General features: G+C 66.1%; 20 protein-coding genes and 1 pseudogene. 6 read left to right on the top strand and 15 right to left on the bottom strand.

The features are described 5' to 3' along the window. Positions 1–61: 61 nt before the first annotated feature. The 10 genes from ACMGF8_RS16405 to pedF all read right to left on the bottom strand — a co-directional run bounded on the left by ACMGF8_RS16405 (position 62) and on the right by pedF (position 11,738). Positions 62–1,789, bottom strand: a complete 1,728-nt coding sequence (locus ACMGF8_RS16405; RefSeq protein ID WP_416756766.1) for a NahK/ErcS family hybrid sensor histidine kinase/response regulator — start codon at positions 1,787–1,789, stop codon at positions 62–64. After that, a complete protein-coding gene (gene ercA, locus ACMGF8_RS16400) occupies positions 1,773–2,936 on the bottom strand; it encodes an alcohol dehydrogenase-like regulatory protein ErcA (RefSeq protein WP_060838525.1) in 1,164 nt (387 codons plus the stop codon). The genes ACMGF8_RS16405 and ercA overlap by 17 nt, the downstream gene beginning before the upstream one ends. 255 nt (positions 2,937–3,191) lie before the next feature. After that, positions 3,192–4,106 carry a pyrroloquinoline quinone biosynthesis protein PqqB gene (pqqB, locus tag ACMGF8_RS16395; protein ID WP_416756765.1) on the bottom strand — a complete coding sequence of 305 codons (915 nt, stop codon included), beginning with the start codon at positions 4,104–4,106 and terminating at the stop codon, positions 3,192–3,194. 61 nt (positions 4,107–4,167) lie between these two features. Next, positions 4,168–4,239 carry a pyrroloquinoline quinone precursor peptide PqqA gene (pqqA, locus tag ACMGF8_RS16390; protein WP_011060521.1) on the bottom strand — a complete coding sequence of 24 codons (72 nt, stop codon included), beginning with the start codon at positions 4,237–4,239 and terminating at the stop codon, positions 4,168–4,170. A gap of 537 nt (positions 4,240–4,776) precedes the next feature. After that, positions 4,777–6,297, bottom strand: coding sequence for an aldehyde dehydrogenase family protein (locus tag ACMGF8_RS16385; protein ID WP_416756764.1), 1,521 nt, complete (start codon positions 6,295–6,297; stop codon positions 4,777–4,779). 197 nt (positions 6,298–6,494) lie between these two features. Further along, positions 6,495–8,270: a PQQ-dependent alcohol dehydrogenase PedH gene (gene pedH / locus ACMGF8_RS16380; protein ID WP_102861874.1), complete on the bottom strand. Its 1,776-nt coding sequence runs from the start codon at positions 8,268–8,270 to the stop codon at positions 6,495–6,497. A 381-nt stretch (positions 8,271–8,651) separates the two neighbouring features. Continuing rightward, a complete protein-coding gene (locus ACMGF8_RS16375; RefSeq protein ID WP_416756762.1) occupies positions 8,652–9,581 on the bottom strand; it encodes a quinoprotein relay system zinc metallohydrolase 1 in 930 nt (309 codons plus the stop codon). Between the two features lie 35 nt (positions 9,582–9,616). Continuing rightward, the gene (locus ACMGF8_RS16370; protein WP_416756761.1) at positions 9,617–10,387 is read right to left on the bottom strand and encodes a quinoprotein dehydrogenase-associated SoxYZ-like carrier; all 771 of its coding nucleotides are present in this window, start codon (positions 10,385–10,387) and stop codon (positions 9,617–9,619) included. Positions 10,388–10,395: 8 nt separating this feature from the next. Continuing rightward, on the bottom strand, positions 10,396–11,271 hold the full coding sequence (locus tag ACMGF8_RS16365; RefSeq protein ID WP_305948319.1) for a substrate-binding periplasmic protein: 876 nt from the start codon (positions 11,269–11,271) through the stop codon (positions 10,396–10,398). Between the two features lie 5 nt (positions 11,272–11,276). Continuing rightward, positions 11,277–11,738, bottom strand: a complete 462-nt coding sequence (gene pedF, locus ACMGF8_RS16360) for a cytochrome c-550 PedF (protein WP_416756760.1) — start codon at positions 11,736–11,738, stop codon at positions 11,277–11,279. A 253-nt stretch (positions 11,739–11,991) separates the two neighbouring features. Here pedF and exaA point away from each other — a divergent pair, with 253 nt between their 5' ends. Both exaA and ACMGF8_RS16350 read left to right on the top strand, forming a co-directional pair. After that, positions 11,992–13,887 (top strand): quinoprotein ethanol dehydrogenase, encoded by a 1,896-nt coding sequence (gene exaA, locus ACMGF8_RS16355; protein ID WP_102861879.1) that lies wholly within the window; start codon positions 11,992–11,994, stop codon positions 13,885–13,887. A gap of 187 nt (positions 13,888–14,074) precedes the next feature. Beyond that, positions 14,075–14,734 (top strand): pentapeptide repeat-containing protein, encoded by a 660-nt coding sequence (locus ACMGF8_RS16350; protein ID WP_115582050.1) that lies wholly within the window; start codon positions 14,075–14,077, stop codon positions 14,732–14,734. A 1,089-nt stretch (positions 14,735–15,823) separates the two neighbouring features. Here the strand turns inward: ACMGF8_RS16350 and ACMGF8_RS16345 are convergent. The 5 genes and pseudogenes from ACMGF8_RS16345 to ACMGF8_RS16325 all read right to left on the bottom strand — a co-directional run bounded on the left by ACMGF8_RS16345 (position 15,824) and on the right by ACMGF8_RS16325 (position 18,462). Further along, positions 15,824–16,152 (bottom strand): annotated as a pseudogene (locus tag ACMGF8_RS16345) (type II toxin-antitoxin system RelE/ParE family toxin). Then, positions 16,149–16,385 (bottom strand): type II toxin-antitoxin system ParD family antitoxin, encoded by a 237-nt coding sequence (locus tag ACMGF8_RS16340; RefSeq protein WP_416756758.1) that lies wholly within the window; start codon positions 16,383–16,385, stop codon positions 16,149–16,151. The pseudogene ACMGF8_RS16345 and the gene ACMGF8_RS16340 overlap by 4 nt, the downstream one beginning before the upstream one ends. A gap of 42 nt (positions 16,386–16,427) precedes the next feature. Beyond that, complete coding sequence (locus ACMGF8_RS16335; RefSeq protein ID WP_060838517.1) at positions 16,428–17,066, bottom strand: response regulator transcription factor; 639 nt, start codon at positions 17,064–17,066, stop codon at positions 16,428–16,430. After that, positions 17,066–18,337, bottom strand: coding sequence for a histidine kinase (locus ACMGF8_RS16330; protein WP_416756757.1), 1,272 nt, complete (start codon positions 18,335–18,337; stop codon positions 17,066–17,068). The genes ACMGF8_RS16335 and ACMGF8_RS16330 overlap by 1 nt, the downstream gene beginning before the upstream one ends. Positions 18,338–18,339: 2 nt before the next feature. Beyond that, on the bottom strand, positions 18,340–18,462 hold the full coding sequence (locus tag ACMGF8_RS16325; protein ID WP_019092738.1) for a hypothetical protein: 123 nt from the start codon (positions 18,460–18,462) through the stop codon (positions 18,340–18,342). Between the two features lie 191 nt (positions 18,463–18,653). Between ACMGF8_RS16325 and ACMGF8_RS16320 the strand changes: the two genes are divergently transcribed. Genes ACMGF8_RS16320 through ACMGF8_RS16305 form a run of 4 tightly spaced genes read left to right on the top strand, consistent with a single transcriptional unit; the run spans position 18,654 to position 22,389 of the window. Continuing rightward, positions 18,654–19,838 carry an ABC transporter substrate-binding protein gene (locus ACMGF8_RS16320; RefSeq protein ID WP_416756755.1) on the top strand — a complete coding sequence of 395 codons (1,185 nt, stop codon included), beginning with the start codon at positions 18,654–18,656 and terminating at the stop codon, positions 19,836–19,838. Positions 19,839–19,868: 30 nt separating this feature from the next. Further along, positions 19,869–20,843: a YVTN family beta-propeller repeat protein gene (locus ACMGF8_RS16315; protein ID WP_011060508.1), complete on the top strand. Its 975-nt coding sequence runs from the start codon at positions 19,869–19,871 to the stop codon at positions 20,841–20,843. Further along, positions 20,840–21,598 carry an ABC transporter ATP-binding protein gene (locus tag ACMGF8_RS16310; RefSeq protein WP_108542700.1) on the top strand — a complete coding sequence of 253 codons (759 nt, stop codon included), beginning with the start codon at positions 20,840–20,842 and terminating at the stop codon, positions 21,596–21,598. The genes ACMGF8_RS16315 and ACMGF8_RS16310 overlap by 4 nt, the downstream gene beginning before the upstream one ends. Beyond that, complete coding sequence (locus ACMGF8_RS16305; protein WP_060838512.1) at positions 21,595–22,389, top strand: ABC transporter permease; 795 nt, start codon at positions 21,595–21,597, stop codon at positions 22,387–22,389. The genes ACMGF8_RS16310 and ACMGF8_RS16305 overlap by 4 nt, the downstream gene beginning before the upstream one ends. Positions 22,390–22,650 lie beyond the last annotated feature (261 nt).

The raw sequence follows: 22,650 nt of genomic DNA, 5'->3' as shown, positions 1-22,650 counted from the left end.
ATGCCAGAAGCCCCGCACCCGAGCGCCCCCTCCTCGGATGCCCCATGGAACCGGCCCGGCCCTAGCCCAGCAACTGGCTGAGCACGGCCCGCAGCTTGCCCGGCTTCACCGGCTTGTTGAGCAGCGGCGCTCCCAGTTGCTGCAAGGCCCGGCGACACTGGTCGCTGCGGTCGGCGGTGATGATCACCGCCGGCAGCGGCTGCTGGAAGTGCTCGCGCAGCTGTTGCACCACCTGGCAGCCGGTGACCCCGTGATCCAGGTGAAAATCCGCCAGGATCAGCTCCGGCGCCCGGCCCTGAAGCACCGCCAGGGCCGCCGCCTGATCGGTGGCGGTGAGCACTTCGCAGCCCCACTGCCCGAGCAGCGCGGCCATGCTCTCAAGGATGCTCAGCTCGTTGTCCAGCACCAGCAGACGCCGCCCCGGCAGCGGGTTGCCGGTGCCCGGCTGCGGTGCCTGCAAGCTGATGGGCAACGGCACCCGGTCCGCTAGGGGCACCTCGATACTGAACCGCGAGCCGCGTCCCGGCCGCGACTGCACCTGCACCCGGTAGCCGAGGATCTTGGCGATGCGCTCGACAATCGCCAGCCCCAGGCCCACCCCTTTGCGGTCGACGGCGCGGCCCACGTCCAGCTGATTGAATTCGAGGAAGATCGAATCCAGGCGGTCGGCGGCAATGCCGCGCCCGGTGTCCCACACCTCCAGCCGCAACTGATCGCCGCGGCGCCGCGCCGCCAGCAAAATGCTGCCGCGCTCGGTGTAGCGGCAGGCATTGCTGAGGAAGTTACGCAGAATCCGCGTCATCAGCCGCAGGTCGGTGAACAGGGCAAAGTCGCCAAAGCGTACCCGCAGCTCCAGGCCCGCCGCCTCGGCCACCGACTGGAACTCCGAGACCAGCGGCGCGAGCAACTCATCCAGGCGATAGACCGCAGGATCGGGCTTGACCGCCGCCTGGTCGAGCTTGGAGATGTCCAGCAGATCGGTGAGCAGGTCCTCGGCGCCTTCCAGGGCCTGGTGAGTGCGCTCCACCAGCAGTTGCTCGGCCGCCGGCAGGCGCCGCTCGCGCAAGGTAGAGATGAGCAGGCGCGCGGCATTCAGCGGTTGCAGCAGGTCGTGGCTGGCGGCGGCCAGGTATTTGTCCTTGCTGCGATTGGCCGCCTCGGCGGCGTCCCGGGCATCCCGCAGATCACACTCGATGCGTTCGCGCCGGGCGATCTGCTGCTGCAGGTTGCGGTTGGCTTCCAGCAGTTCATCAGTGCGCGCGGCGACCCGCTGCTCCAACTGGTCGTTGAGCTGTTCCAGGTGCTGCTGGGCCAGCTTGCGTTCGGTGATGTCGGCGACAAAACCTTCCACCAGCCCGTCCTGGTCGGGCTTGAGCAGCAGGTTCATCAGCACATCGATGCTGCTGCCGTCCTTGCGCCGCAACTGGGTTTCATAGCCCAACAGGCTGCGCTGGCGCTGCAGCTCCTCGCCGATGGCCGCCAGTTCCGCCGCACCGCCGACGAACAGATTGCCCGCCAGGTCGGCCAGGGAGAACAGCACTTCCTGCGGGTCCTGATAGCCCAGCATGCGCGCCAGGGCCGGGTTGGCCGCGCGCAGGCCGGCCTGCAGGCTGGCCTGGAAGATGCCGTGCACCGCATGCTCGAACAGCCACTTGTAGCGGTTGCGCTCGGTTTCCAGGTCTTCCAGGCGCGCCGCCAGTTCCGGGTAGTGACTCTTGCGCGCCGAGTGGTTGCCCAGCCCCAAGAGCCCGGCCAGGGCTCGTTGCTGTTCGTCAGAGGGCCTCGCCATACACCACCTCGACATCACGCTGGCTGGATTCGCGAGGGTTGGTGAGGATGCACGGATCGTCCATCGCATGCTGCGAGAGGAACGGAATGTCGCTGCTGCTGACCCCATGCAGGCTCAGGGTTTCGTGGAAACCGATGGCGTGCTTGAGGGCGATCAGGTGCTCCACCAGGCGCCCGCAGATCTGCCGCTGGTTGAGCCCGCGGCAGTCGATGCCGAAGGTCTCGGCAATCACCTTGAAGCGCTCCGGCGCCGAGCTGTAGTTGAAGGCCACCACATGCTCCACCAGCACCGCGTTGCACAATCCGTGGGGCAGGTCGAGAAAGCCTCCCAGGCTGTGGGACATGGCATGCACCGCGCCGAGAATCGCGTTGGAGAACGCCAGCCCGGCCTGCATGCTGCCGAGCATGATCTGCTCGCGCAGGGCGATGTCGCCGGGGTTGGCGATCATCTGCACCAGGTTGCCGTTGATCAGGCGCATGGCTTCCAGGGCATGGGGATCGGTGAGCGGGCCGTGGCCGGTGGAAACAAAGGCCTCGATGGCATGCACCAGGGCGTCGATACCGGTGCAGGCAGAAAGAAACGGGTCCATGCCCAGGGTGGTTTCCGGGTCGATCAGCGACACATCCGGCACCACCGCCTTGCTGACGATGGAGAACTTCATCCGTTCCTGCTGGTTGGAGATGATCACGAACTGCGAGACGTCCGCCGAGGTGCCGGCGGTGGTGGGAATCATGATCAAGGGCGGGCTCGGCACGCGGATCATGTCCACCCCTTCAAACTCCAGGATGCTGCGCCCGTGGGCCACCACGATGCCGATGCCCTTGCCGCAGTCCATCGGGCTGCCGCCGCCGACGGCGACGATCACATCGCAGGCGTTTTCGCGGTAGACCTCGGCGCCCTGCATCACCTCCTCCACCCGCGGGTTGGGCGAGACCTGGCTGTACAGGCAATAGTCGACACCCTGGGCCTGGAGACTGGCCTCGACATCGGCGACCCAACCGGCGGCAATCACCCCGGGGTCGCTGACCACCAAGACCTTGCGCGCGCCGAAGGTCTTCGCATAGTTGCCGACGTTATGCCGGCAACCGGCGCCAAAGATGATTTCCGGAGACACGAACTTGCGCAGCAGACTGAGATTCTGGCTCATGACGGAAGCCTGTTTTCTTATTGTTCTGGAAGGAGAACGCCAGCCTAAAGCATCCGTTGCTGAAAGCAATCCGACCATCGGCGGACTTCGCAGCCTCGCAGGCCCTGTAGCCGCTGCCGCAGGCTGCGAACGGCACGAAGGGCCGCGGCGTACTTGAGGCCGCTGCGGGTTTGGCGGGGGATCGTCAGGCAAGGCCCTGCGGGCCTTTGCGCAGCTTCGCCGTGGCTCAGCAGCGGCTACAGGGACCGGGTGGCGTCAGAGGTGGATGTCCAGGCCGTCATGCGCCACTTCGATGCCGCGGCGGGTCAGTTCGGCGCGCTCGGCGGAGTCTTCGTCGAGGATCGGGTTGGTGTTGTTGATGTGGATCAGCACCTTGCGCGCCCGGGGAAAGCGTTCCAGCACCTCGAGCATGCCGCCGGGGCCGCTTTGCGCCAGGTGGCCCATGTCGCTGCCCAGGTTGTCGCCGACGCCACAGACGCGCATTTCATCGTCGCGCCACAAGGTGCCGTCCACCAGCAGGCAGTCGGCGCGGTCCATCCACTCCAGCAGGGCCTCATCCACCTGCCCCAGCCCCGGGGCGTAGAACAGGCTGGCGCCGCTGCGCCGGTCCTCGATGAACAGGCCGATATTGTCCCCCGGGTGCGGGTTGCCGCGATGGGGCGAATACGGCGGCGCGCTGCTGCGCAGGGCAATGGCCCGCAAGGCGAGGTCTGGGCAGGCCGGTAGGCTGAACTCGCGGCCATCGAGGTGGATGGGCTGCCACTGCAAGCCGCCGTTCCAGTGGCTGAGCATGGTGAACAGGGGGAAGCCGCTGCACAGGTCCTGATGGACCATCTCGGTGCACCAGACCTGATGCGGGCAGCCTTCGCGCAGGCTGAGCAGGCCGGTGCAGTGGTCGATCTGGCTGTCCAGCAGGATCACTCCGGCCAGGGCGGTGTCGCGCAGCTGTCGGGCCGGTTGCAGGGTCGGGAAGGATTCCAGCTGCTGGCGAATATCCGGCGAGGCGTTGCACAGGATCCAGTCGTTGCCGTGGTCGCTCAAGGCGATCGACGACTGGGTACGGCGCTGGGCGCGCAGGCTGCCGTCGCGCACCCCGGCGCAGTTGCGGCAGTTGCAGTTCCACTGGGGAAAACCGCCGCCCGCCGCGGACCCGAGAATGCGGATATGCATGACGTGCTCCTGAAGGGCAAAAGACTCCGGCCAACACCAGGAGCGGCCGGAGCGGGACGGCTCAGCGGTTGGCGAAGTACATGGTCACTTCAAAGCCGATGCGCAGGTCGGTGTACGCAGGTTTATGCCACATGGGGTCAATCCTCTTGTTGTGCCGGACGATTCCGGTAGAGGCATTAATGCACGGGGCACGCGGCGGCCGAATGCTACTTTGGGACGAGCCGGCGGGGTGCATTGGTAGGGGCTTGGCGCACGTGTAGCCGCTGCCGCAGGCTGCGAACGGCACGAAGGGCCGCGGCGTTCTTGAGGCCGCTGCGGGTTTGGCGGGGGATCGTCAGGCAAGGCCCTGCGGGCCTTTGCGCAGCTTCGCTGGGGCTCAGCAGCGGCTACAGGGCCGGTGTCGATCCGAGGTTGTGTAGCCGCTGCCGCAGGCTGCGAACGGCACGAAGGGCCGCAGCGTTCTTGAGGCCGCTGTGGGTTTGGCGGGAGATGGTCAGGCAAGGCCCTGCGGGCCTTTGCGCAGCCTCGCCGAGGCTCGGCAGCGGCTACAGGATGGCGCAAGTTGAGGGGATCGGGGTCTCTAAAAAAAACGGCGCGACGTCCACCCAAGACGTCGCGCCGTTGCCACACAAAGCGGGGCAGCACCCAACTACCCCGCCCTTTCTTGCCCTTAGAAGAAGCCCAGGGGGTTGATGTCGTAGCTCACCAGCAAGTTCTTGGTCTGCTGGTAGTGGTCGAGCATCATTTTGTGGGTCTCGCGGCCCACGCCGGATTTCTTGTAGCCACCGAACGCAGCATGCGCCGGGTACAGGTGGTAGCAGTTGGTCCACACCCGACCGGCCTTGATCGCCCGGCCCATGCGGTAGGCGCGGTTGATGTCGCGGGTCCACAGCCCGGCGCCCAGGCCGAACTCGCTGTCGTTGGCAATCGCCAGGGCTTCGGCTTCGTCCTTGAAGGTGGTCACGCCCACCACCGGGCCGAAGATTTCTTCCTGGAACACGCGCATCTTGTTGTGGCCCTTGAGCAGGGTCGGCTGGATGTAATAGCCGCTGGACAGGTCGCCTTCCAGGCGCTCGGCGGCGCCACCGGTGAGCAGCTCGGCGCCCTCTTCCTGGGCGATCTGCAGGTAGGAGAGGATCTTCTCGTACTGCTGCTGCGATGCCTGGGCGCCGACCATGGTCTCGGTGTCCAGCGGGTTGCCGCGCTTGATCTTGACGATCTTCTTCATTACCTCGGCCATGAACGGCTCGTAGATCGACTCCTGCACCAGGGCGCGGGACGGGCAGGTGCAGACCTCACCCTGGTTGAAGAACGCCAGCACCAGGCCCTCGGCGGCCTTTTCGATGAACTTGGGCTCGGCCTGCATGATGTCTTCGAAGAAGATGTTCGGCGATTTGCCGCCCAGTTCCACGGTGGACGGAATGATGTTCTCGGCGGCGCATTTCATGATGTGCGAGCCCACCGGGGTCGAGCCGGTGAAGGCGATCTTGGCGATGCGCTTGCTGGTGGCCAGGGCCTCGCCGGCTTCGCGGCCAAAGCCCTGGACGATGTTCAGCACCCCGGCCGGCAGCAGATCGGCGATCAGTTCGGCGAAGATCATGATCGACAGCGGGGTCTGCTCGGCGGGCTTGAGCACCACGCAGTTGCCGGCGGCCAGGGCCGGGGCGAGTTTCCAGGCGGCCATCAGCAGCGGGAAGTTCCACGGGATGATCTGCCCGACCACGCCCAAAGGCTCGTGGAAATGGTAGGCGGTGGTCAGTTCGTTGATCTCGGCGGCGGCGCCTTCCTGGGCGCGGATGCAACCGGCGAAGTAACGGAAGTGGTCGGCGGCCAGGGGCACGTCGGCGTTGAGGGTTTCGCGCACCGCCTTGCCGTTGTCCCAGGTCTCGCTGACCGCGAGGATCTCCAGGTTCTGCTCGATGCGGTCGGCGATCTTCAGCAGCACCAGCGAACGGTCCTGGGCGCTGGTCTTGCCCCAGGCATCGGCGGCGGCATGGGCGGCGTCCAGGGCCTTGTCGATATCGGCGGCGCTGGAACGGGGGAATTCGGCGATCACTTCGCCGTTGACCGGCGAGGTGTTGGTGAAGTACTGGCCAGCCACCGGCGGCACGAACTGGCCGCCGATGAAATTGCCGTAGCGTGGCTTGAAGGACACGACGGCGCCTGGGGTTCCGGGTTGTGCGTAGATCATGCTGAGCCTCTGCTGGTCGAGGCCTGTCCGACGACAGGCGATGGACCGATGGTAGAGAGCCCCGGGTGCCGGACGAATGCATCGTTGGCAGGGGGGGCTCTCGTCATTTGGTCGTAGGTTGATTGCCCTGTGCGGGAGCCGGCTTGCCGATGAAGGCGCTCTTGCGGGCCTCTTCGCCAGCAAGCTGGCTCCTACGATTAGCGTTTGCTCACCAGGTCCTTGGGCAGCTTGAAGGTCCAGAGCATGCCGCCCTGGTTGAAGTCCTTGACCCGCTTGGCCACTTCGCCGCCCCACAGCGGCACCGCGCCGCCCCAGCCGGAGAGCACCGAGACGTACTGCTCGCCGTCCATTTCCCAGGTCACGGGCGAGCCCAGGACTCCTGAGCCGGTCTGGAACTCCCAGACCTTCTCGCCGGTCTTGGCGTTGAACGCCTGGAGGAAGCCTTCAGGCGTGCCGGTGAACACCAGGTTGCCCTTGGTGGTCAGTACCCCGCCCCACAGCGGCGCGAAGTTCTTGTGGCGCCAGACTTCCTTGCCGCTGATGGGGTCGATGGCCCGCAGCACGCCGATGTAGTCCTCGTTCAGCGGCTTGATGGTGAAGCCCGCGCCAAGGAACGCCGCGCCCTTCTTGTAGGCGATGCCTTCGTTCCAGATGTCCATGCCCCACTCGTTGGACGGTACATAGAACAACCCGGTGTCGCGGTTGTAGGCCATGGGCATCCAGTTCTTGGCGCCGAGGAAGGCCGGGGCGACGAACACCGAACTGCCCTTGGCTTCGCTGCCCGGGGCGCCGGGACGGCTGGCCTCGTTGTAGATCGGCCGGCCGTTCTTATCCAGGCCAGTGGCCCAGGTGATCTTGTCGACAAAGGGGAAGCCGCGGATGAACTTGCCGTTGGTGCGATCGAGCACGTAGAAGAAGCCGTTGCGGTCGGCGGTGGCGGCGGCCTTGATCTCCTTGCCGCCCTCCTTGTAATTGAAGGAGATCAGCTCGTTGACGCCGTCGAAGTCCCAACCGTCGTGGGGGGTGCTCTGGAAGTGCCACTTGATGGTGCCGTCGTCCGGGTTCAGGGCCAGGCGCGACGAGGAATACAGGTTGTCGCCAGGGCGCAGGTGGGAGTTCCACGGCGCCGGGTTGCCGGTGCCGAACAGCAGCAGGTTGGTTTCCGGGTCGTAGTAGCCGCCCAGCCACGGCGCCGCGCCGCCGGTCTTCCACAAGTCGCCCGGCCAGGTCTTGCCCGCCTCGCCACCGGAGATGCCGTTCTCGATGGCCTTGCCGTCCTTGTACACATAGCCCATGTGGCCTTCCACGGTGGGGCGCATCCACAGCAGCTCGCCGTTTTTCGGGTCGTAGGCCTGGATCTTGCCTACCACGCCGAACTCGCCGCCGGCGACCCCGGTGATCAGCTTGCCGTTGACCATCATCGGCGCCGCGCTGATGGAATAACCCTCTTTGTGGTCGGCGACCTTCTTGCTCCACACCACCTTGCCGGTGTCCTTGTTCAGGGCCACCAGCTTGGCGTCCAGGGTGCCGAAGAACACCAGATCGCCGTACAGCGCCACGCCGCGGTTGATCACGTCGCAGCACGGGCGGATGTCGTCCGGCAGGCGCGCATCGTACTGCCAGAGCTTCTTGCCGGTGCGCGCGTCCACCGCGAACACCCGCGAGTAGGAGCCGGTCATGTACATCACCCCGTCCTTGATCAGCGGCTGGGCCTGCTGGCCGCGCTGCTTCTCGCCACCGAAGGAGAAGGCCCAGACCGGCCGCAGCTCCTTGACGTTATCGACGTTGAGCAGGTCCAGCGGGCTGTAGCGCTGGCCCTGGACGCCCAGGCCGTTGGTGACGATCTGCTGCGGGTTCTTCGGGTCCTGGAGGATCTCTTCATCGGTGACGGCGGCCAGGGCCGCGCTGGACAGCAGCATGGCGCTGAGCACCAGGCTCACGGCGAAACAGGGACGACGTGGGGGTTGGGTCATGACGGCTACCTCGGCGGTTATTGTTGTTCCCGGGAAATTTTCCCGGTCTGCCGGGAATTCTTGGTCCCGGCCTGTTTGCCAACAATTGCCCGCAGTGCGGAGTTTTCTAGTTCCTTGGTACTGGAGGGGCAGAGGCAAGCGACAAGCAGGCGCCATGCCCCCGCACTGTAGGAGCTGGCTTGCCAGCGAAGAGGCCCACAAGACCGCCATCGACGGCAAGCCCCCACAAGATCCCTCATGTAGATGTGGCGAGGGAGCTTGCTCCCGCTGGGTGGCGCAGCCGCCCCAATGGCGGCCACCCCGTTCTTGCTGATAGATCACGGATTCAGGTCTGGCGCCCGCTGCGCGGTCGAGCGGGAGCGAGCTCCCTCGCCACAAGGGTCAGTGATCGTCGATACGCTGCAGGCGCTGGCGCTCGTAACGCGGGTACAGGTGGCTGACGCTGCGGATCAGCTCATAGCGGGTCAGGCTGATGCCGGCAAAACGCTCGGGGATCGGGCGGCGGATCATCTCCGCCATGTCGTCGCCCCGGGCCGCGCCGTCGCGCATCAGCCCATCGAGCCAACTCAGGTAATCGCGCATCTGGGCAAAAGGCGCCGCATCGCTGGCCACCGGGCCATGGCCTGGGACGATCAGCTTCCACGGCAGGGCCTGCAAGGTGTCCAGGTCCTTGAGCCATGCCTCCAGCCCCGGGCTGTTGGGGGTGGTCAGCGCGCGCTCGTAAAACACCAGGTCACCGGCAAACAGCACCCCGGTGTTCTCATCGAGAATCGCCAGGTCGGCACCGGTGTGCCCACTCAAACTGAGCAGGCGCAAGCGATGCCCGCCCACCTCAAGCACCCCGGGCTGTAGCACCTGGGTCGGCAACACCACCTCGGTGCCGCGCATCCAGTCGCCGACCATGCGGTACAGGTTCTCGGCCATGGCGTCCCCCTGCTGGCGCAGCAGGTCGGCTGTGCCGGCCAGGGCGCCGATGGGCACATCGCCAAAGGCCTGGTTGCCCAGCACATGGTCGGGATGATGGTGGGTCAACAGCAGCTGGATCACCGGCTTGTCGGTGGTGGCGGCAATCGCCCGGCGCAAGGCTTCGCCGTAGCGCTTGGACGGCCCGCTGTCGATCACCACCACCCCGCTGTCGGTGACGATGAACCCGGTGTTGACGATATTGCCGCCATTGGCCTTGGCGAAGTTGTCGGTGCTGCCTTCCAGCAGCCAGGTGCCCTCAGCGATCTGCCGGGGCTTGAGTTGATAGTCCAGGTCGGCCCGGGCCGGCAGGCCCAGGCATAGCAGCAACAGCAGGATCCAACGCATGGTGCGCCTCGGCTCGGGTGGGTCAAAGGATGCGCTCAGGGCAGCTTGGCCTCGAACTGGTTGCCGCTGTTGTCGCGCAACAGCAAGCGGGTCTGCCCCGGCCCCTGGATGTCGAACCCCAGGTTGGGGTTTTCGCTGACCGCCGGGAACAGTTCGAGGCTGGCCAGAAGCTGATCGTTCTGGTCGCGCAATTCGGCGTGGTTGAGAAAGAACTCGGGGATGCCGCTGACCAGGCCGTTGTCCATCGGGTGGGACACTTGCAGGCGCAGACGGCTGGCATCACCCCGGGGGTAACGCCCGCCCAGCACCTCGCCGATGTGCTCTTCCCAGCCGGGCTGGGTGCGCACCACGCTGGGGGCGGTGCAGCCGCCACCGGCGGCATCGATCAGGGTCGAGCCCACGTGCCACAGGCCGTCGCGGGTCTGCACCGCGGCGCGCAGCGGCGTGGCCTGCTCGATGCGGATGCGGATCGACAGCCAGGGCAGCACCCGCTCCCCCGGCACGAAATCGACAATGCGCGGCAAGGGGTTGAGCTCGGCCCAGGCAAGGATGCGCACCACCTCGCCGCTGAAGGCCCGGGCGTCGATCTCCAGCGGCACCTGTCGCGCATCCTCGGCAAAGGGCGGCGCCAGCAGCTTGACCCGGTCATCGAAGACGAACGCGGCATCGCCCAGCAATTGCTTGTGGTAGAAGGCCCACATCACCGAGGGCACCGGGTCCGCACCCGGGGCCCGGGGATCGGCGGCCAGCGCCGAGGTCGCCAAGGGCAGCCAGCACGCCAAAAGACAGGTCGCTCGCCAGTTCATCGCAGCTCCTACTGATACATCTCTGGGACCTCGTAACGCAGGCCATAACGGGCGTACAGCGCCTGCAGGCGACCGTCGCGGATCAACCCTTCCAGGGCCTCTTCCACGGCATAGGCCAGCTGGCGGTTGCTTTCATGCACCGCCATGCCGATCTCCCACACCTGCTTGCCCATGTTCGGGTAGGCGTTTTCCGCCAGGGCCAGTTGCGGATCAGCGGCCTGGTGCAACTGCCAGTCGATCTCCCCGCGCATGGCCATCACCGCGTCCACCTGCCCGGCCCGCAAGGCGCCGAAGGCCTGCTGCACGCTGGGGTAATGATGGGTCTTGGCACTGAGCATGCCGTTGAACACCGAGGTCAGGTAGAACGACGGCACGCTGTCCACCTCGACGCCAATGGGGTGCTGCTGGAACACCGCGACACTGGCCACCGAGTCCAGCCGGCGGCGGTCGAATGCCACCTGCCAGCGCTCTTCCTGATAGGGGCCGAACATCACCACGTGATCGTTGGTCAGCTCTCCCAGTTCGTTGCGCTTTTGCGCAAAGTCGTGGTCGTAGGGCACGCGCATCATCAGGTCGGCCAACTGCTGATGGCGCAGCGGACTGCCGCGCCAGATGTAATCCCGCAAGTCGTCGTCGAGCTTCTCCCCGGGGGGCGCCCAGATCAGTTGCAGGCGCACCCCCAGGGCCTCGGCCAGGGCTTGCGCCAGCTCCACGTCGACGCCCCGGGGCTGGCCCTGGTCCTCGAAGCTGTAGGGGGCAAAATCCTGGTACACCGCCACCTTCAGCTCACCGGAGGCGATCATCGTGTCGTAGTTGCGCACCTCGGCCTGCACCGCCGCGCAGCACAACAGCAGGCCACTGAGGAACACGCCGAGGCGGCCCATGGCGATCACTCCTCGACGCGCACGCTGTCCAGGTAGGTGCGCACCGCCCACAGGGCTTCCTGGCTCAGGTAGTCGGCCATCTTCGGCATGTACACCCGGCCATCGCGCACCGCGCCGTGGCGCACCCGTTCGACGAACCATTCATCCCCGGCTTCGCCGGCATCGAGCATGCGCAGGTCCGGGGCGATACCGCCGGACTTGGCTTCCAGGCCATGGCAGGCGGCGCAGTTCTGGTTGTAGGCCGAGGCGCCGATTTCCACCGCCTTGTCGCGCTCGGGCGAGGTGCGATAGGGGTTGACCGCGGCCCAGCCGGCGCCATCGAGGCTCACACCGGCATCCTTGATCGGCGTCAGGCCCTGGGTTTCCACCGCCTGGGGCACCACGTTGCCATGGGCCCATACAGCGCCGGTGGCCAAGGCACCGGTCAGCAGCCCTACCGCGAGCAAGGCGTTGCGTTTTGTTGTCATTGTTATGCCCTCAAGATTGCACGCAAGACCTCGCTACAGAGGCCATGGCGCCATCTTAGAAACAGCCGGCGGGCGGCCGTATGCTGCTTTGGTGGTCGCGTCCTACTCCCTTGGTAGTAGGGCTTGTGGCGCGGGCCTAAATCAGGTGCCGCCCGGGAACTTTTCCCGGCAAAGGCGGGACTTTTTCCGTATCTCAAAGCGCGTCTCGCGGCAGACCCTAGTCAGGCCAAAACCTCCACTGGGAACTGCAACCATGACAATAAGATCGCTACCCGCCCTTTCCCCCCTGAGCCTCGCCGTCCAAGCCCTGCTGCTGACCACCAGCTTGTCCCTGGGCGCGGCGGCCACAGCGGCTACCGCCCCGGCGGCACCTGCCAGCAAGAACGTCACCTGGGAAGACATCGCCAACGACCACCTGACCACCCGGGACGTGCTGCAGTACGGCATGGGCACCAACGCCCAGCGCTGGAGCCCCCTGGCCCAGGTCAACGATAAAAACGTGTTCAAGCTGACCCCGGCCTGGTCCTACTCCTTTGGCGACGAGAAGCAGCGCGGCCAGGAATCCCAGGCCATCGTCCGCGACGGCGTGGTCTACGTCACCGGTTCCTACTCGCGGGTATTCGCCCTCGACGCCAAGACCGGCAAACGCCTGTGGACCTACAACCACCGCCTGCCGGACAACATTCGCCCATGCTGCGACGTGGTCAACCGCGGCGCGGCGATCTACGGCGACAAGATCTACTTCGGCACCCTCGACGCCCGGGTCATCGCCCTGGACAAGAACACCGGCAAGGTGGTGTGGAACAAGAAGTTCGGCGACCACAGCGCCGGCTACACCATGACCGGCGCCCCGGTGCTGATCAAGGACAAGACCAGCGGCAAGGTGCTGCTGATCCACGGCAGCTCCGGCGATGAATTCGGCGTGGTCGGCCAGTTGTTCGCCCGCGACCCGGACACCGGCGAAGAGGTGTGGATGCGGCCCTTCGTCGAAGGCCACATGGGCCGCCTGAACGGCAAGGACAGCACCCCCACCGGCGACGTCAAGGCGCCGTCCTGGCCCGATGACAAGACCACCGAAACCGGCAAGGTCGAAGCCTGGAGCCACGGCGGCGGCGCCCCTTGGCAGAGCGCCAGCTTCGATGCCGAAACCAACACCATCATCGTCGGCGCCGGCAACCCCGGCCCGTGGAACACCTGGGCGCGGACCTCGAAAGATGGCAACCCCCACGACTACGACAGCCTCTACACCTCGGGTCAGGTCGGCGTCGACCCGAGCACCGGCGAAGTGAAATGGTTCTACCAGCACACGCCGAACGACGCCTGGGACTTCTCCGGCAACAACGAACTGGTGCTGTTCGACTACAAGAACAAGGACGGCAAGGTGGTCAAGGCCACCGGCCACGCCGACCGCAACGGCTTCTTCTACGTGGTGGACCGCAACAACGGCAAACTGCAGAACGCCTTCCCCTTCGTCGACAACATCACCTGGGCCAGCCACATCGACCTCAAGACCGGGCGCCCCGTAGAGAATCCCGGCCAGCGTCCGGCCAAGCCGCTGCCGGGTGAAACCAAGGGCAAGCCGGTGGAAGTCTCGCCGCCGTTCCTGGGTGGCAAGAACTGGAACCCCATGGCCTACAGCCAGGACACCGGGCTGTTCTACATCCCCGGCAACCAGTGGAAGGAGGAGTACTGGACCGAGGAAGTGAACTACAAGAAAGGCTCGGCCTACCTGGGGATGGGCTTCCGCATCAAGCGCATGTACGACGACCACGTCGGCACCCTGCGCGCCATGGACCCCACCACCGGCAAGCTGGTGTGGGAACACAAGGAGCAGCTGCCGCTGTGGGCCGGCGTCCTGGCGACCAAGGGCAACCTGGTGTTCACCGGCACCGGCGACGGCTTCTTCAAGGCCTTCGACGCCAAGACCGGCAAGGAGCTGTGGAAATTCCAGACCGGCAGCGGCATCGTCTCGCCGCCCATCACCTGGGAACAGGATGGCGAGCAGTACATCGGCGTGACCGTGGGCTACGGCGGCGCGGTGCCGCTGTGGGGTGGCGACATGGCCGAACTGACCAAGCCGGTGGCCCAAGGCGGTTCATTCTGGGTGTTCAAGATCCCGAGCTGGGATAACAAGACCGCCCAGCGCTGACCGACTGGTGGCGAGGCGCTGGCGCCCGCTGGGCCGCGCAGCGGCTCCGAACCCTGCCCACGCGATAGCTCAGGCCTACCGCGTGGGCCGGGTTCACGACGGCTACGCCACCCGGGGCGCCGGCCGGTCCAGCGGGCGCCAGCGCCCTCGCCCCACCCGCCTTCACTCCCGCCTGGAGAACCGCACCATGAACTACCTGCCCCTGGTCCTGCTGTTGGGCCTGTCTCCCGCCTTCGCGGTGAACGTCGACGACGACGGCAACGATGTACCCCTGACTATCAATGGCTGCCTGATTGCCGAATCCAGCCAATGCCCGGGCGCCAACCTGCGCGGCGCCAACCTGGCCAACCAGGACCTGCGCAAGATGAACCTGGCCGGCGCCGACCTCTCCGGCGCCGACCTGCGCCATGCCCAGCTGGACCTGGCCAATCTGGAAAAAGCCCGCCTGCAAGGCGCCAACCTGACCCGTGCCAGCCTGCAACAGAGCAACCTGCGGCTGGCGGACTTTACCGACGCCAAGCTGATGGCCATTCAGGGCTGGGGCCTGTTTGCCCAGGGCGCGCAATTCGAGAACGCCAACCTCAGCGCGGCCTACCTGCAATTTGCCCGGCTGTCCGGGGCCAAGCTGCACCGGGCCAACCTGCAAGCGGCGGATCTGGAAATGGCCTGGTTGAGCAAGGCCGATCTGCAAGGGGCCAATCTGAGTGATGCCAATCTGCAAGAGGCCAAGTTGGGTGAGAGCAATCTGGAACGCGCCGATTTGCGCGGGGCGCGGCAGCATTATGGGAATTTTCAGGATGCCAATATGGAGGGGTGCCAGGGGTGTCCGGGGACTTGGGATAAGTAGGGGGATGGGGGCATAGCCGGTGCTGTGGGTGTGGCCGCTGGCGGTTTCGCTTTTACAGCGGTGGGCTGTGTACATATCCGTTGCTGCGGTCACGGCCACTTAGGGTTCCGCTCTTACAGCGAGTGGGAGGGGGTACATATCCATTCCTGCGGGTGCGGCCGCTGGCGGTTTCGCTCTTACAGCGAGTCACTTTGAAAAGCCCAAAGTAACCAAAGGCTCCTGCCCCTCCACTCGGTGCCTCGCCTAGGCTCGGCATGCCCGAACTCCGGCATTGATCCGTGGGCCGCCGCCACCGGCCTTCCCTGGCCGGGTGGCGGCTAACCCGGCGTCCTGCCGGGTTACCCACGGCTCAATGCCTGCGTTCGGCCATCGTGGTTAACGGGGCGTTCAGATCAAAATCAACAGCAAGATCAAAATCTGACGGCGGCCTGCCGGCCGGCCTGTTTCATTGCCGTTCGCGTTAATGTAGCCGCTGCCGAAGGCTGCGACCGGCTCCGCAGGAGACGCTAAACCTGCCTCCCCGATATTCCTGACCTATCGCGTCGCCTGGTTTTGCGAGCGCGAGCGCTCGTTCGCAGCCTTCGGCAGCGGCTACAAGGAGCCGGCCTGCGCACCTTGGCTTTGGCTTTTGATCTTGATCTTGATCTTGATCTTGATCTTCCGGCCCCTTCCCAGCCGGCCGAGCGTAGGCGTTGCGTAGGGGGCAGCTCGGCATGGATGCCGAGCTAGCCGCCACCCGGCCATGGATGGCCGGTTGGCGGCGGGCCCCCGGAGCAATGCCGGAGAGAGGGAACCCCGAGCCCCAGCGAGGGGCCCATGGAGGGGCAAGCGTTTTTTGGTTCCTTTTTTTGGCGTTTGAAAAAAAGGGACTCGCCGTAAGGGCGAAACCATAAGGGGCCATAACCGCAGCAACGGATATGTACTCCGTCCCCCATCGCCGTAAGGGCGAAACCCTAAGTGGCCGTAACCGCAGGAATGGATATGTACCCAACCCCCAAACCATCAAGACGAAACCACCAGCAGCCACACCCTCAGCAACGGATATACACCCCGCCCTTCACCACAAAAAGCCCCCAACATCCCCCACCACTACCGGAAAACACCTTCAGCCAACCACTCAGGAAAGTCCCGCATACCATGCAAAACCCGCCATACATCGATGTGGTCATCGCGTTCAACGTAGAACACCAGATAGGGATAGCGCTTCAGCGGCCAGCAAAGCACCCCCGGCAGATCCAGCTCGTGGGCGTAGCGAGACATACCCGAGGCCGGATGGCGGCCGATATGTAGATAGGGCTTTTCAAAGCATCGATAAAACCGAGCGCAGCCTGCTCGGCCTGTTGATCAAGGTAGTAGTTGATAACGCCTTCCACATCCTGGCTGGCAAGGGCGCGTGGCATGACCGGCTTGGCTTTCATCCTCGCGCCTTGTGAACCCTGGCACGCAGGGATTCGAAATAGTCACCCTGCACAGCAGTGCCCGGCCCCGATTGAGCACCGGCCAACAACAGACCACGCAGATGTTGCCGATCCTGATCCTTGCGAATCAGCTCACGCACATATTCACTGCTGGTGCTGTAGCCGCGCTGGCTGACTTGATCATCGACAAAGGACTTGAGAGCGTCCGGCAGGGAAATGTTCATGGTGCTCATGGCTTTGTCCGCCTTTGACAAAATTTGCCAAACCATACCCCCTCACCCCGCCACCCGCACCACCCCCATATCAATCCCCAAATGCACCAACTCCGCATGGGAGCTGACCTGCAGCTTGCTCTTGAGCAAGGTCAAATGGTTCGACACAGTCTTGGCGCTGATGCACAGCTGCTCGGCAATCACCCTCGCCGGGGTGCCCTTGGCCAGCATCACGAAGATCTCCAGCTCGCGCTGGGTCATGCTCTGCAAGCGCGGGTCGCTGGCGTTCTGCGCCGGGGTGCAGGCCAGTTGGGTGGCCAGGGGCTGTTCGATGTAGGCGTGCCCGGCCAGCACCCGGTGCACCGCTTCGATCAGCACCTGGGGCGCGGAGTTCTTGGTCAGGTAGCCCGAGGCGCCGGCCTCCAGGGCCTGGCGCACCAGGGGCAGTTCGTCGTGCATGCTGAAGAACAGCACCCGCAGTTGCGGCAGGCGCTGGCGCAGGCGGCGGGTGGTCTCCAGGCCGCTGATGCCCGGCAGGCCGAAATCCATGATCACCAGGTTCGGCACTTCTTCAGCAACCCGGGTCAGGGCTTCTTCGCCGCTGGCCGCTTCGCGCACCTGCATCGCCGGCAATACCGCGCGCAGCAGGCTGGCGTAACCCTGGCGAACCACGGCGTGGTCATCCACCAACAAGATGTTCATCAGGCCTCCACGGGCATGTTCAGGGGCATGTTCAAGGCCAGCGCCCAACCGGCGCCGGGACGGCTGAGAATGTGCAGTTCACCCCCCAGGCTGCGGGCCCGTTCGGCCATCGAGTGCAGGCCGACGCCGGGGCGCTGGGGCTGGCGTGCGCCGCATCCGTTGTCGCGCACCAGCAGGCGCAGGCCCCGGGCGCTGCGTTGCAGGCGCACCCGCACCTGGCTGGCGCCGGCGTGCCGGGCGACGTTGGTCAGCGCTTCTTGCAGCAGGCGGTAGAGGTGGGTCTTGCTGGCGTCGGGCAACGCTGGCAGGTCGGCGCCGACCCGCAATTGGCAGTCGATGCCCTGGCTGTCCTGCCATTGGCTCACCAGCAGGCCAAAGGCTTCGGCCAGCGGCAGGTGCTGCAGCACCACCGGGTACAGGTCCTGCACCAGGGCGCGAAAGCCCTGCTGCAAGCGTTCGCAATTGAGTTCCAGGGCCTGGGCCGTATGTTCCACCACCGTGGGCTGGCCGCTGACCATGCGCAGCAGGCAGACCTGGGCGCGGATGCCCGCCAGGTATTGCCCGAGGTCGTCGTGCAGGGTCTGCGCCAGGTAGGTGCGTTCGCGCTCCTGCACCGCCAGCAGGGCCTGGGTCAGTTGCGCGTTGTCGGCCCGGGTCTGCTCCAGGGTCGCGGTCATGCGGTTGAAGTGTCCGGCCAGTTGTCGCGCTTCCGGCAGGCCGGCCTCGCGCAGGCGCACCGCCAGTTGCCCGCCGGACACCTGCTGCAAGGCCCGCAGCAAATCATCCAGCAAGCCCATGCCCCGACGTACTGCCCAGCGGATGGTCAGCAGGCTCAAAAGCAGGGCCAGGCCGCACAGGCTCAACAGCTGTTGCAGGGAATCCCAGACTTCATCGATCTCGTCGCGCGCGTCCACGGCGATCAGCACCCGGCGGCCGTCGCCCAGGTCCAGTTCGCGGGCGCTGTGGCGACGGTCGCTGAACAGCTGGCGGCCAAGCCAGGCGTCCAGCCCTGCCTCTTCCGGCATGCGCGCCGCCTCGTCCAGCCCCAGCCAGTGCACCCGCACATGGCGCAGGCTCTGGGTGAGATGCGGTTGCAGCCCCGCCGGGTTGCGCTCGGCGCTGTCGCTCAAGTACTCCACCACCGCTGCGGCGGACTGCAGTTCACGCTCGACATCGGCCACCGCCTGATGCAGCAGCAAGCCGGCGCAGGCCAGGGTCACCACGGCAAAGAACGCCGTCACCCACAGGTTGATCCGCCACAGCGCCGGCATGCCTAGCGCCCCGGCACCAGCGGCACCGCCAGGGGCACGACCGGGCGCGGGCCATGCAGGCGATCGACGCCGATCAGGCTGAGGATCAACAGCAAGGGCAGGAGCAGCACTTTGATGATGCGCATGGGCGTCGCTCTCAAGGTTCGGGCTCAGGGTTCGGGGCAGATTCAGGCCAGGATCGAGGCCGCTGGGACCATGCTAAGACCGCCGCGCCCGCGCCGGGTTACTACCTTGGTACTGCCCGGGCGCTACTTTCTGCATATTTCCCCGCCCCGACGCTGTTCCTATGCTGGCGCCACCTGCCGTGGAGCGCCCTATGCACAAGCCTGCCCCGCTTATCCCGACTTGCCTGCTGGTGCTGGCCTCGCTCCTGCTGCCCCTGAGCGCCAGCCAGGCCAGCGAGGAACCCTTGCAGGTGCGCATCGGCTACCTGGGCTATCGCCCCGACCCCGGCCCGCTGCTGTCCAACATCATCCCCGAGCCCGCCGACGCCGGTCTGCAAGGCGCCCAGTTGGCGATTGTCGACAGCAACAGCACCGGGCGCTTTCTCAAGCAGCAGTTCCAGCTCGACAGTGTCAGCGTCGACAGCCCCGAGGCGCTGCTGCAAGCCGCCAGGGCCCAGCACGACCAGGGCCTGCGGCTGTTCGTGGTGAATGCCCCGGCGGCCAGCCTGCGGGAGTTGTCGGCGGCCCTGCCCGACAGCCTCTTGTTCAACGCCGGCAGCCCCGACGACGCCCTGCGCAGCAGCCAGTGCCTGGGCAACGTGCTGCACAGCCTGCCCGGCCGGGCGATGCTGGCCGACGCCCTGGTGCAGTTCATGGTGCTGCGCAAATGGCAGCGGGCCTTGCTCATCGTCGGCCAGACCGAGGACGACCGGGCCTACGCCGATGCCCTGCGCCGGGCCATGCAGCGCTTCGGCCTGAAGATCGTCGCCGAGAAAGCCTGGAGCTTCGACAACGACCAGCGCCGCAGCGCCCAGGCCGACATGCCGCTGTTCACCCAGACCGCCGAATACGACGTGGTGCTGGTGGCCGACGAACGCGGCGATTTCGGCGAATACCTGCCCTACCAGACCTGGTACCCGCGCCCGGTGGCCGGCACCCAGGGCCTGACCCCCACCGGCTGGCACAAGAGCGTCGAGACCTTCGGCGCCGCACAGCTGCAAAAACGCTTCGAAGCCCAGGCCGGGCGCTGGATGAACGACCGCGACTTCGCCGCCTGGATGGCCGTGCGCAGCGTCGCCAGCGCCGTGAACAAACTGCGCCAGGCCGACCCGCGGGCCCTGCAGACGCTGCTGCTCAGCGACCAGCTGCCGCTGGACGGCTTCAAGGGCCGCAAGCTCAGCTACCGGCCGTGGAACGGCGAACTGCGCCAGCCGATTCCCCTGGTGCAGCCCCGGGCCCTGGTCAGCACCTCGCCCCAGGACGGTTTCCTGCACCCCTTCAACGAAATGGACAGCCTGGGCTACGACCGCCCCGAAGTGACCTGCCGCTACCCCTGATCCGATCACCACAACAACAAGGAATCCGCCATGCGCCGCCCTCTTCTCTGCCGCTCCGCCCTCTGCGCGGGCCTGCTGCTCGCCGCCGGGCACGCCATGGCCGCCACGGCCTGGGTCTCCAACGAAAAGGACAACAGCCTGAGCCTGATCGACCTGCAGACCCTGGAAGTCACCCAGACCCTGCCGGTGGGCCAGCGCCCGCGCGGGCTGCTGCTGTCCCATGACAACAAGCTGCTGTACATCTGCGCCAGCGATTCGGACCGGGTCCAGGTGATGGACGTGGCCACCCGCAAGATCATCAAGGAGCTGCCGTCCGGCAAGGACCCCGAGCAGTTCGCCCTGCACCCCAACAACCGCTGGCTGTACGTGTCCAACGAGGACGATGCGCTGGTCACGGTGATCGACACCGAGACCGCCAAGGTCCTCGGCCAGATCAACGTCGGGGTCGAGCCCGAGGGCATGGCGGTGAGCCCTGATGGCAAGTGGGCTGTGAACACCAGCGAAACCACCAACATGCTGCACTGGATCGACACCAGCACCCAGACCCTGGCCGACAGCACCCTGGTGGACCAGCGCCCGCGCTTCGTCGAGTTCAACCAGGACGGCTCAAGGCTCTGGGCCTCGGCGGAAATCGGCGGCACCGTGACCATCCTCGACGTGGCCACCCGCCAGGTGCTCAAGACCCTGAACTTCAAGATCAAGGGCGTGCACCCGGACAAGGTGCAGCCGGTGGGCATCAAGCTCAGCGCCGATGGCAAGTACGCCTTCGTCGCCCTGGGCCCGGCCAACCACGTGGCGGTGATCGACGCCAAGACCTACGAGATCCTCGACTACCTGCTGGTGGGGCGGCGGGTCTGGCAGCTGGCATTCACCCCGGACCAGAGCCAGTTGCTGGCCACCAACGGGGTCAGCGGCGATGTCTCGGTGATCGATGTCAACAGCCTCAAGGTGCTCAAGTCGGTGAAGGTCGGGCGCTATCCCTGGGGCGTGGTGGTGACCCCATGAACGCTTTGGAGGTCAGCCAGCTGAGCTTCGCCTACGGCCCGCGCCAGGCCCTCGATCAGGTCAGCCTGAGCCTGGCTCCCGGGCGCTTTGCCGCCCTGCTGGGGCCCAACGGCGCTGGCAAGTCGACCCTGATCGCCCTGCTCACAAGGCTCTACGACCTGCAGCAGGGCGACATCCGCGTCGGCGGCTGCTCCCTGCGCAACGCCGCCCGCGCCGCCCTGCGCCAGCTCGGTGTGGTGTTCCAGCAAAGCACCCTGGACCTGGACCTGAGCGTCGAGCAGAACCTGCACTACCACGCCGCGCTGCACGGTTTGTCGCGGCGCCAGGGCCAGGCGCGGATCGACGCCGAACTGGCGCGCCAGGGCCTCACCGAACGGCGCCGGGAGAGCGTGCGCGCCCTCAATGGCGGCCACCGCCGACGGGTGGAGATCGCCCGCGCCCTGCTGCATGAACCGCGCCTGCTGCTGCTCGATGAAGCCAGCGCCGGCCTCGACCCGGCCAGCCGCCTGGCCCTCAACCGGCACATTCGCCAGCTGTGCCAGGAACAGCGCCTGAGCGTGCTGTGGACCACCCACCTGCTGGACGAAGTGCAGGCCGACGACCAGTTGCTGATCCTGCATCAGGGGCGCCTGGTGGCCAGTGGCGTGGCCAGCGCCATCAGCCAGCAACAGGGCGGCGACCTGGGCACGGCCTTCGCCCGCCTGACCCAGAATCCCCAGCCGCGCCCGGCGCCGATCGGAGAACCGCTCGCATGAACGCCTACTGGCAGTGCCTGCGCGGCATCGTGCTGCGCGAATGGCTGCGCTTCGTGCTGCAGCGCACACGCTTTCTCAGCGCCCTGGTGCGGCCCCTGCTGTGGCTGCTGGTGTTCGCCGCCGGCTTTCGCGCCGCCCTGGGCATCGCCATCATCGAGCCCTACAGCACCTACATTCCCTACGAGGTCTACATCGTCCCCGGGCTGGCCTGCATGATCCTGCTGTTCAACGGCATGCAGGGCTCGCTGTCGATGGTCTACGACCGGGAAATGGGCAGCATGCGCGTGCTGCTCACCAGCCCCCTGCCCCGGGCCTTCCTGCTGGCCAGCAAGCTGCTGGCCACCTCGCTGATCTCGCTGCTGCAGGTCTACGCCTTCCTCGCCGTGGCCTGGCTGTATGGCGTGCAGCCGCCGGCCATGGGCCTGCTGGCCGCCCTGCCGGCCCTGCTGCTGGTGGCCCTGATGCTCAGCGCCCTGGGGCTGCTGCTGTCCAACGCCATCCGCCAACTGGAGAACTTTGCCGGGGTGATGAACTTCGTGATCTTCCCGCTGTTCTTCCTGTCTTCGGCGCTGTACCCGCTGTGGAAGATGCTCGAAGCCAGCCCCTGGCTGTACTGGCTGTGCGCCCTCAACCCCTTCACCCACGCCGTGGAGCTGGTGCGCTTCGCCCTGTATCAACGCCTCAACCTCCTGGCCCTGGCGGTGTGCCTGGGGCTGACCCTGGTGTTCTCCCTGCTGGCGGTACTGACCTTCAACCCGCAACACGCCGCCCTGCGCAAAAGCACCGCCTAGGTATCTCCAGATAAAGAGCCACTGTAGCCGCTGCCGAGCCTAGGGCGAGGCTGCGACAAGGGCCGAAGGCCCTTCCAGCGATGCAAAGACCGGCACATAGCTGTGAAGAGAACCCGGTGGACTGTCCTGCTGGACCGCGTCGGCAGGTTTAGCGTCTCCTCCGGAGCCGTTCGCAGCCTGCGGCAGCGGCTACACGAAGCCCTGCGATCCCTGCAACGCCTGTAGCCGCTGCCGAGCCTACGGCGAGGCTGCGACAAGGTC

Origin of the sequence: Pseudomonas sp. BNK-7, assembly GCF_048072025.1 — a bacterium.
GTDB lineage: Bacteria > Pseudomonadota > Gammaproteobacteria > Pseudomonadales > Pseudomonadaceae > Aquipseudomonas > Aquipseudomonas danubii.
Note: the sequence above shows the minus strand (reverse complement) of the source record. Positions and strands in the feature narration are given on the sequence as shown.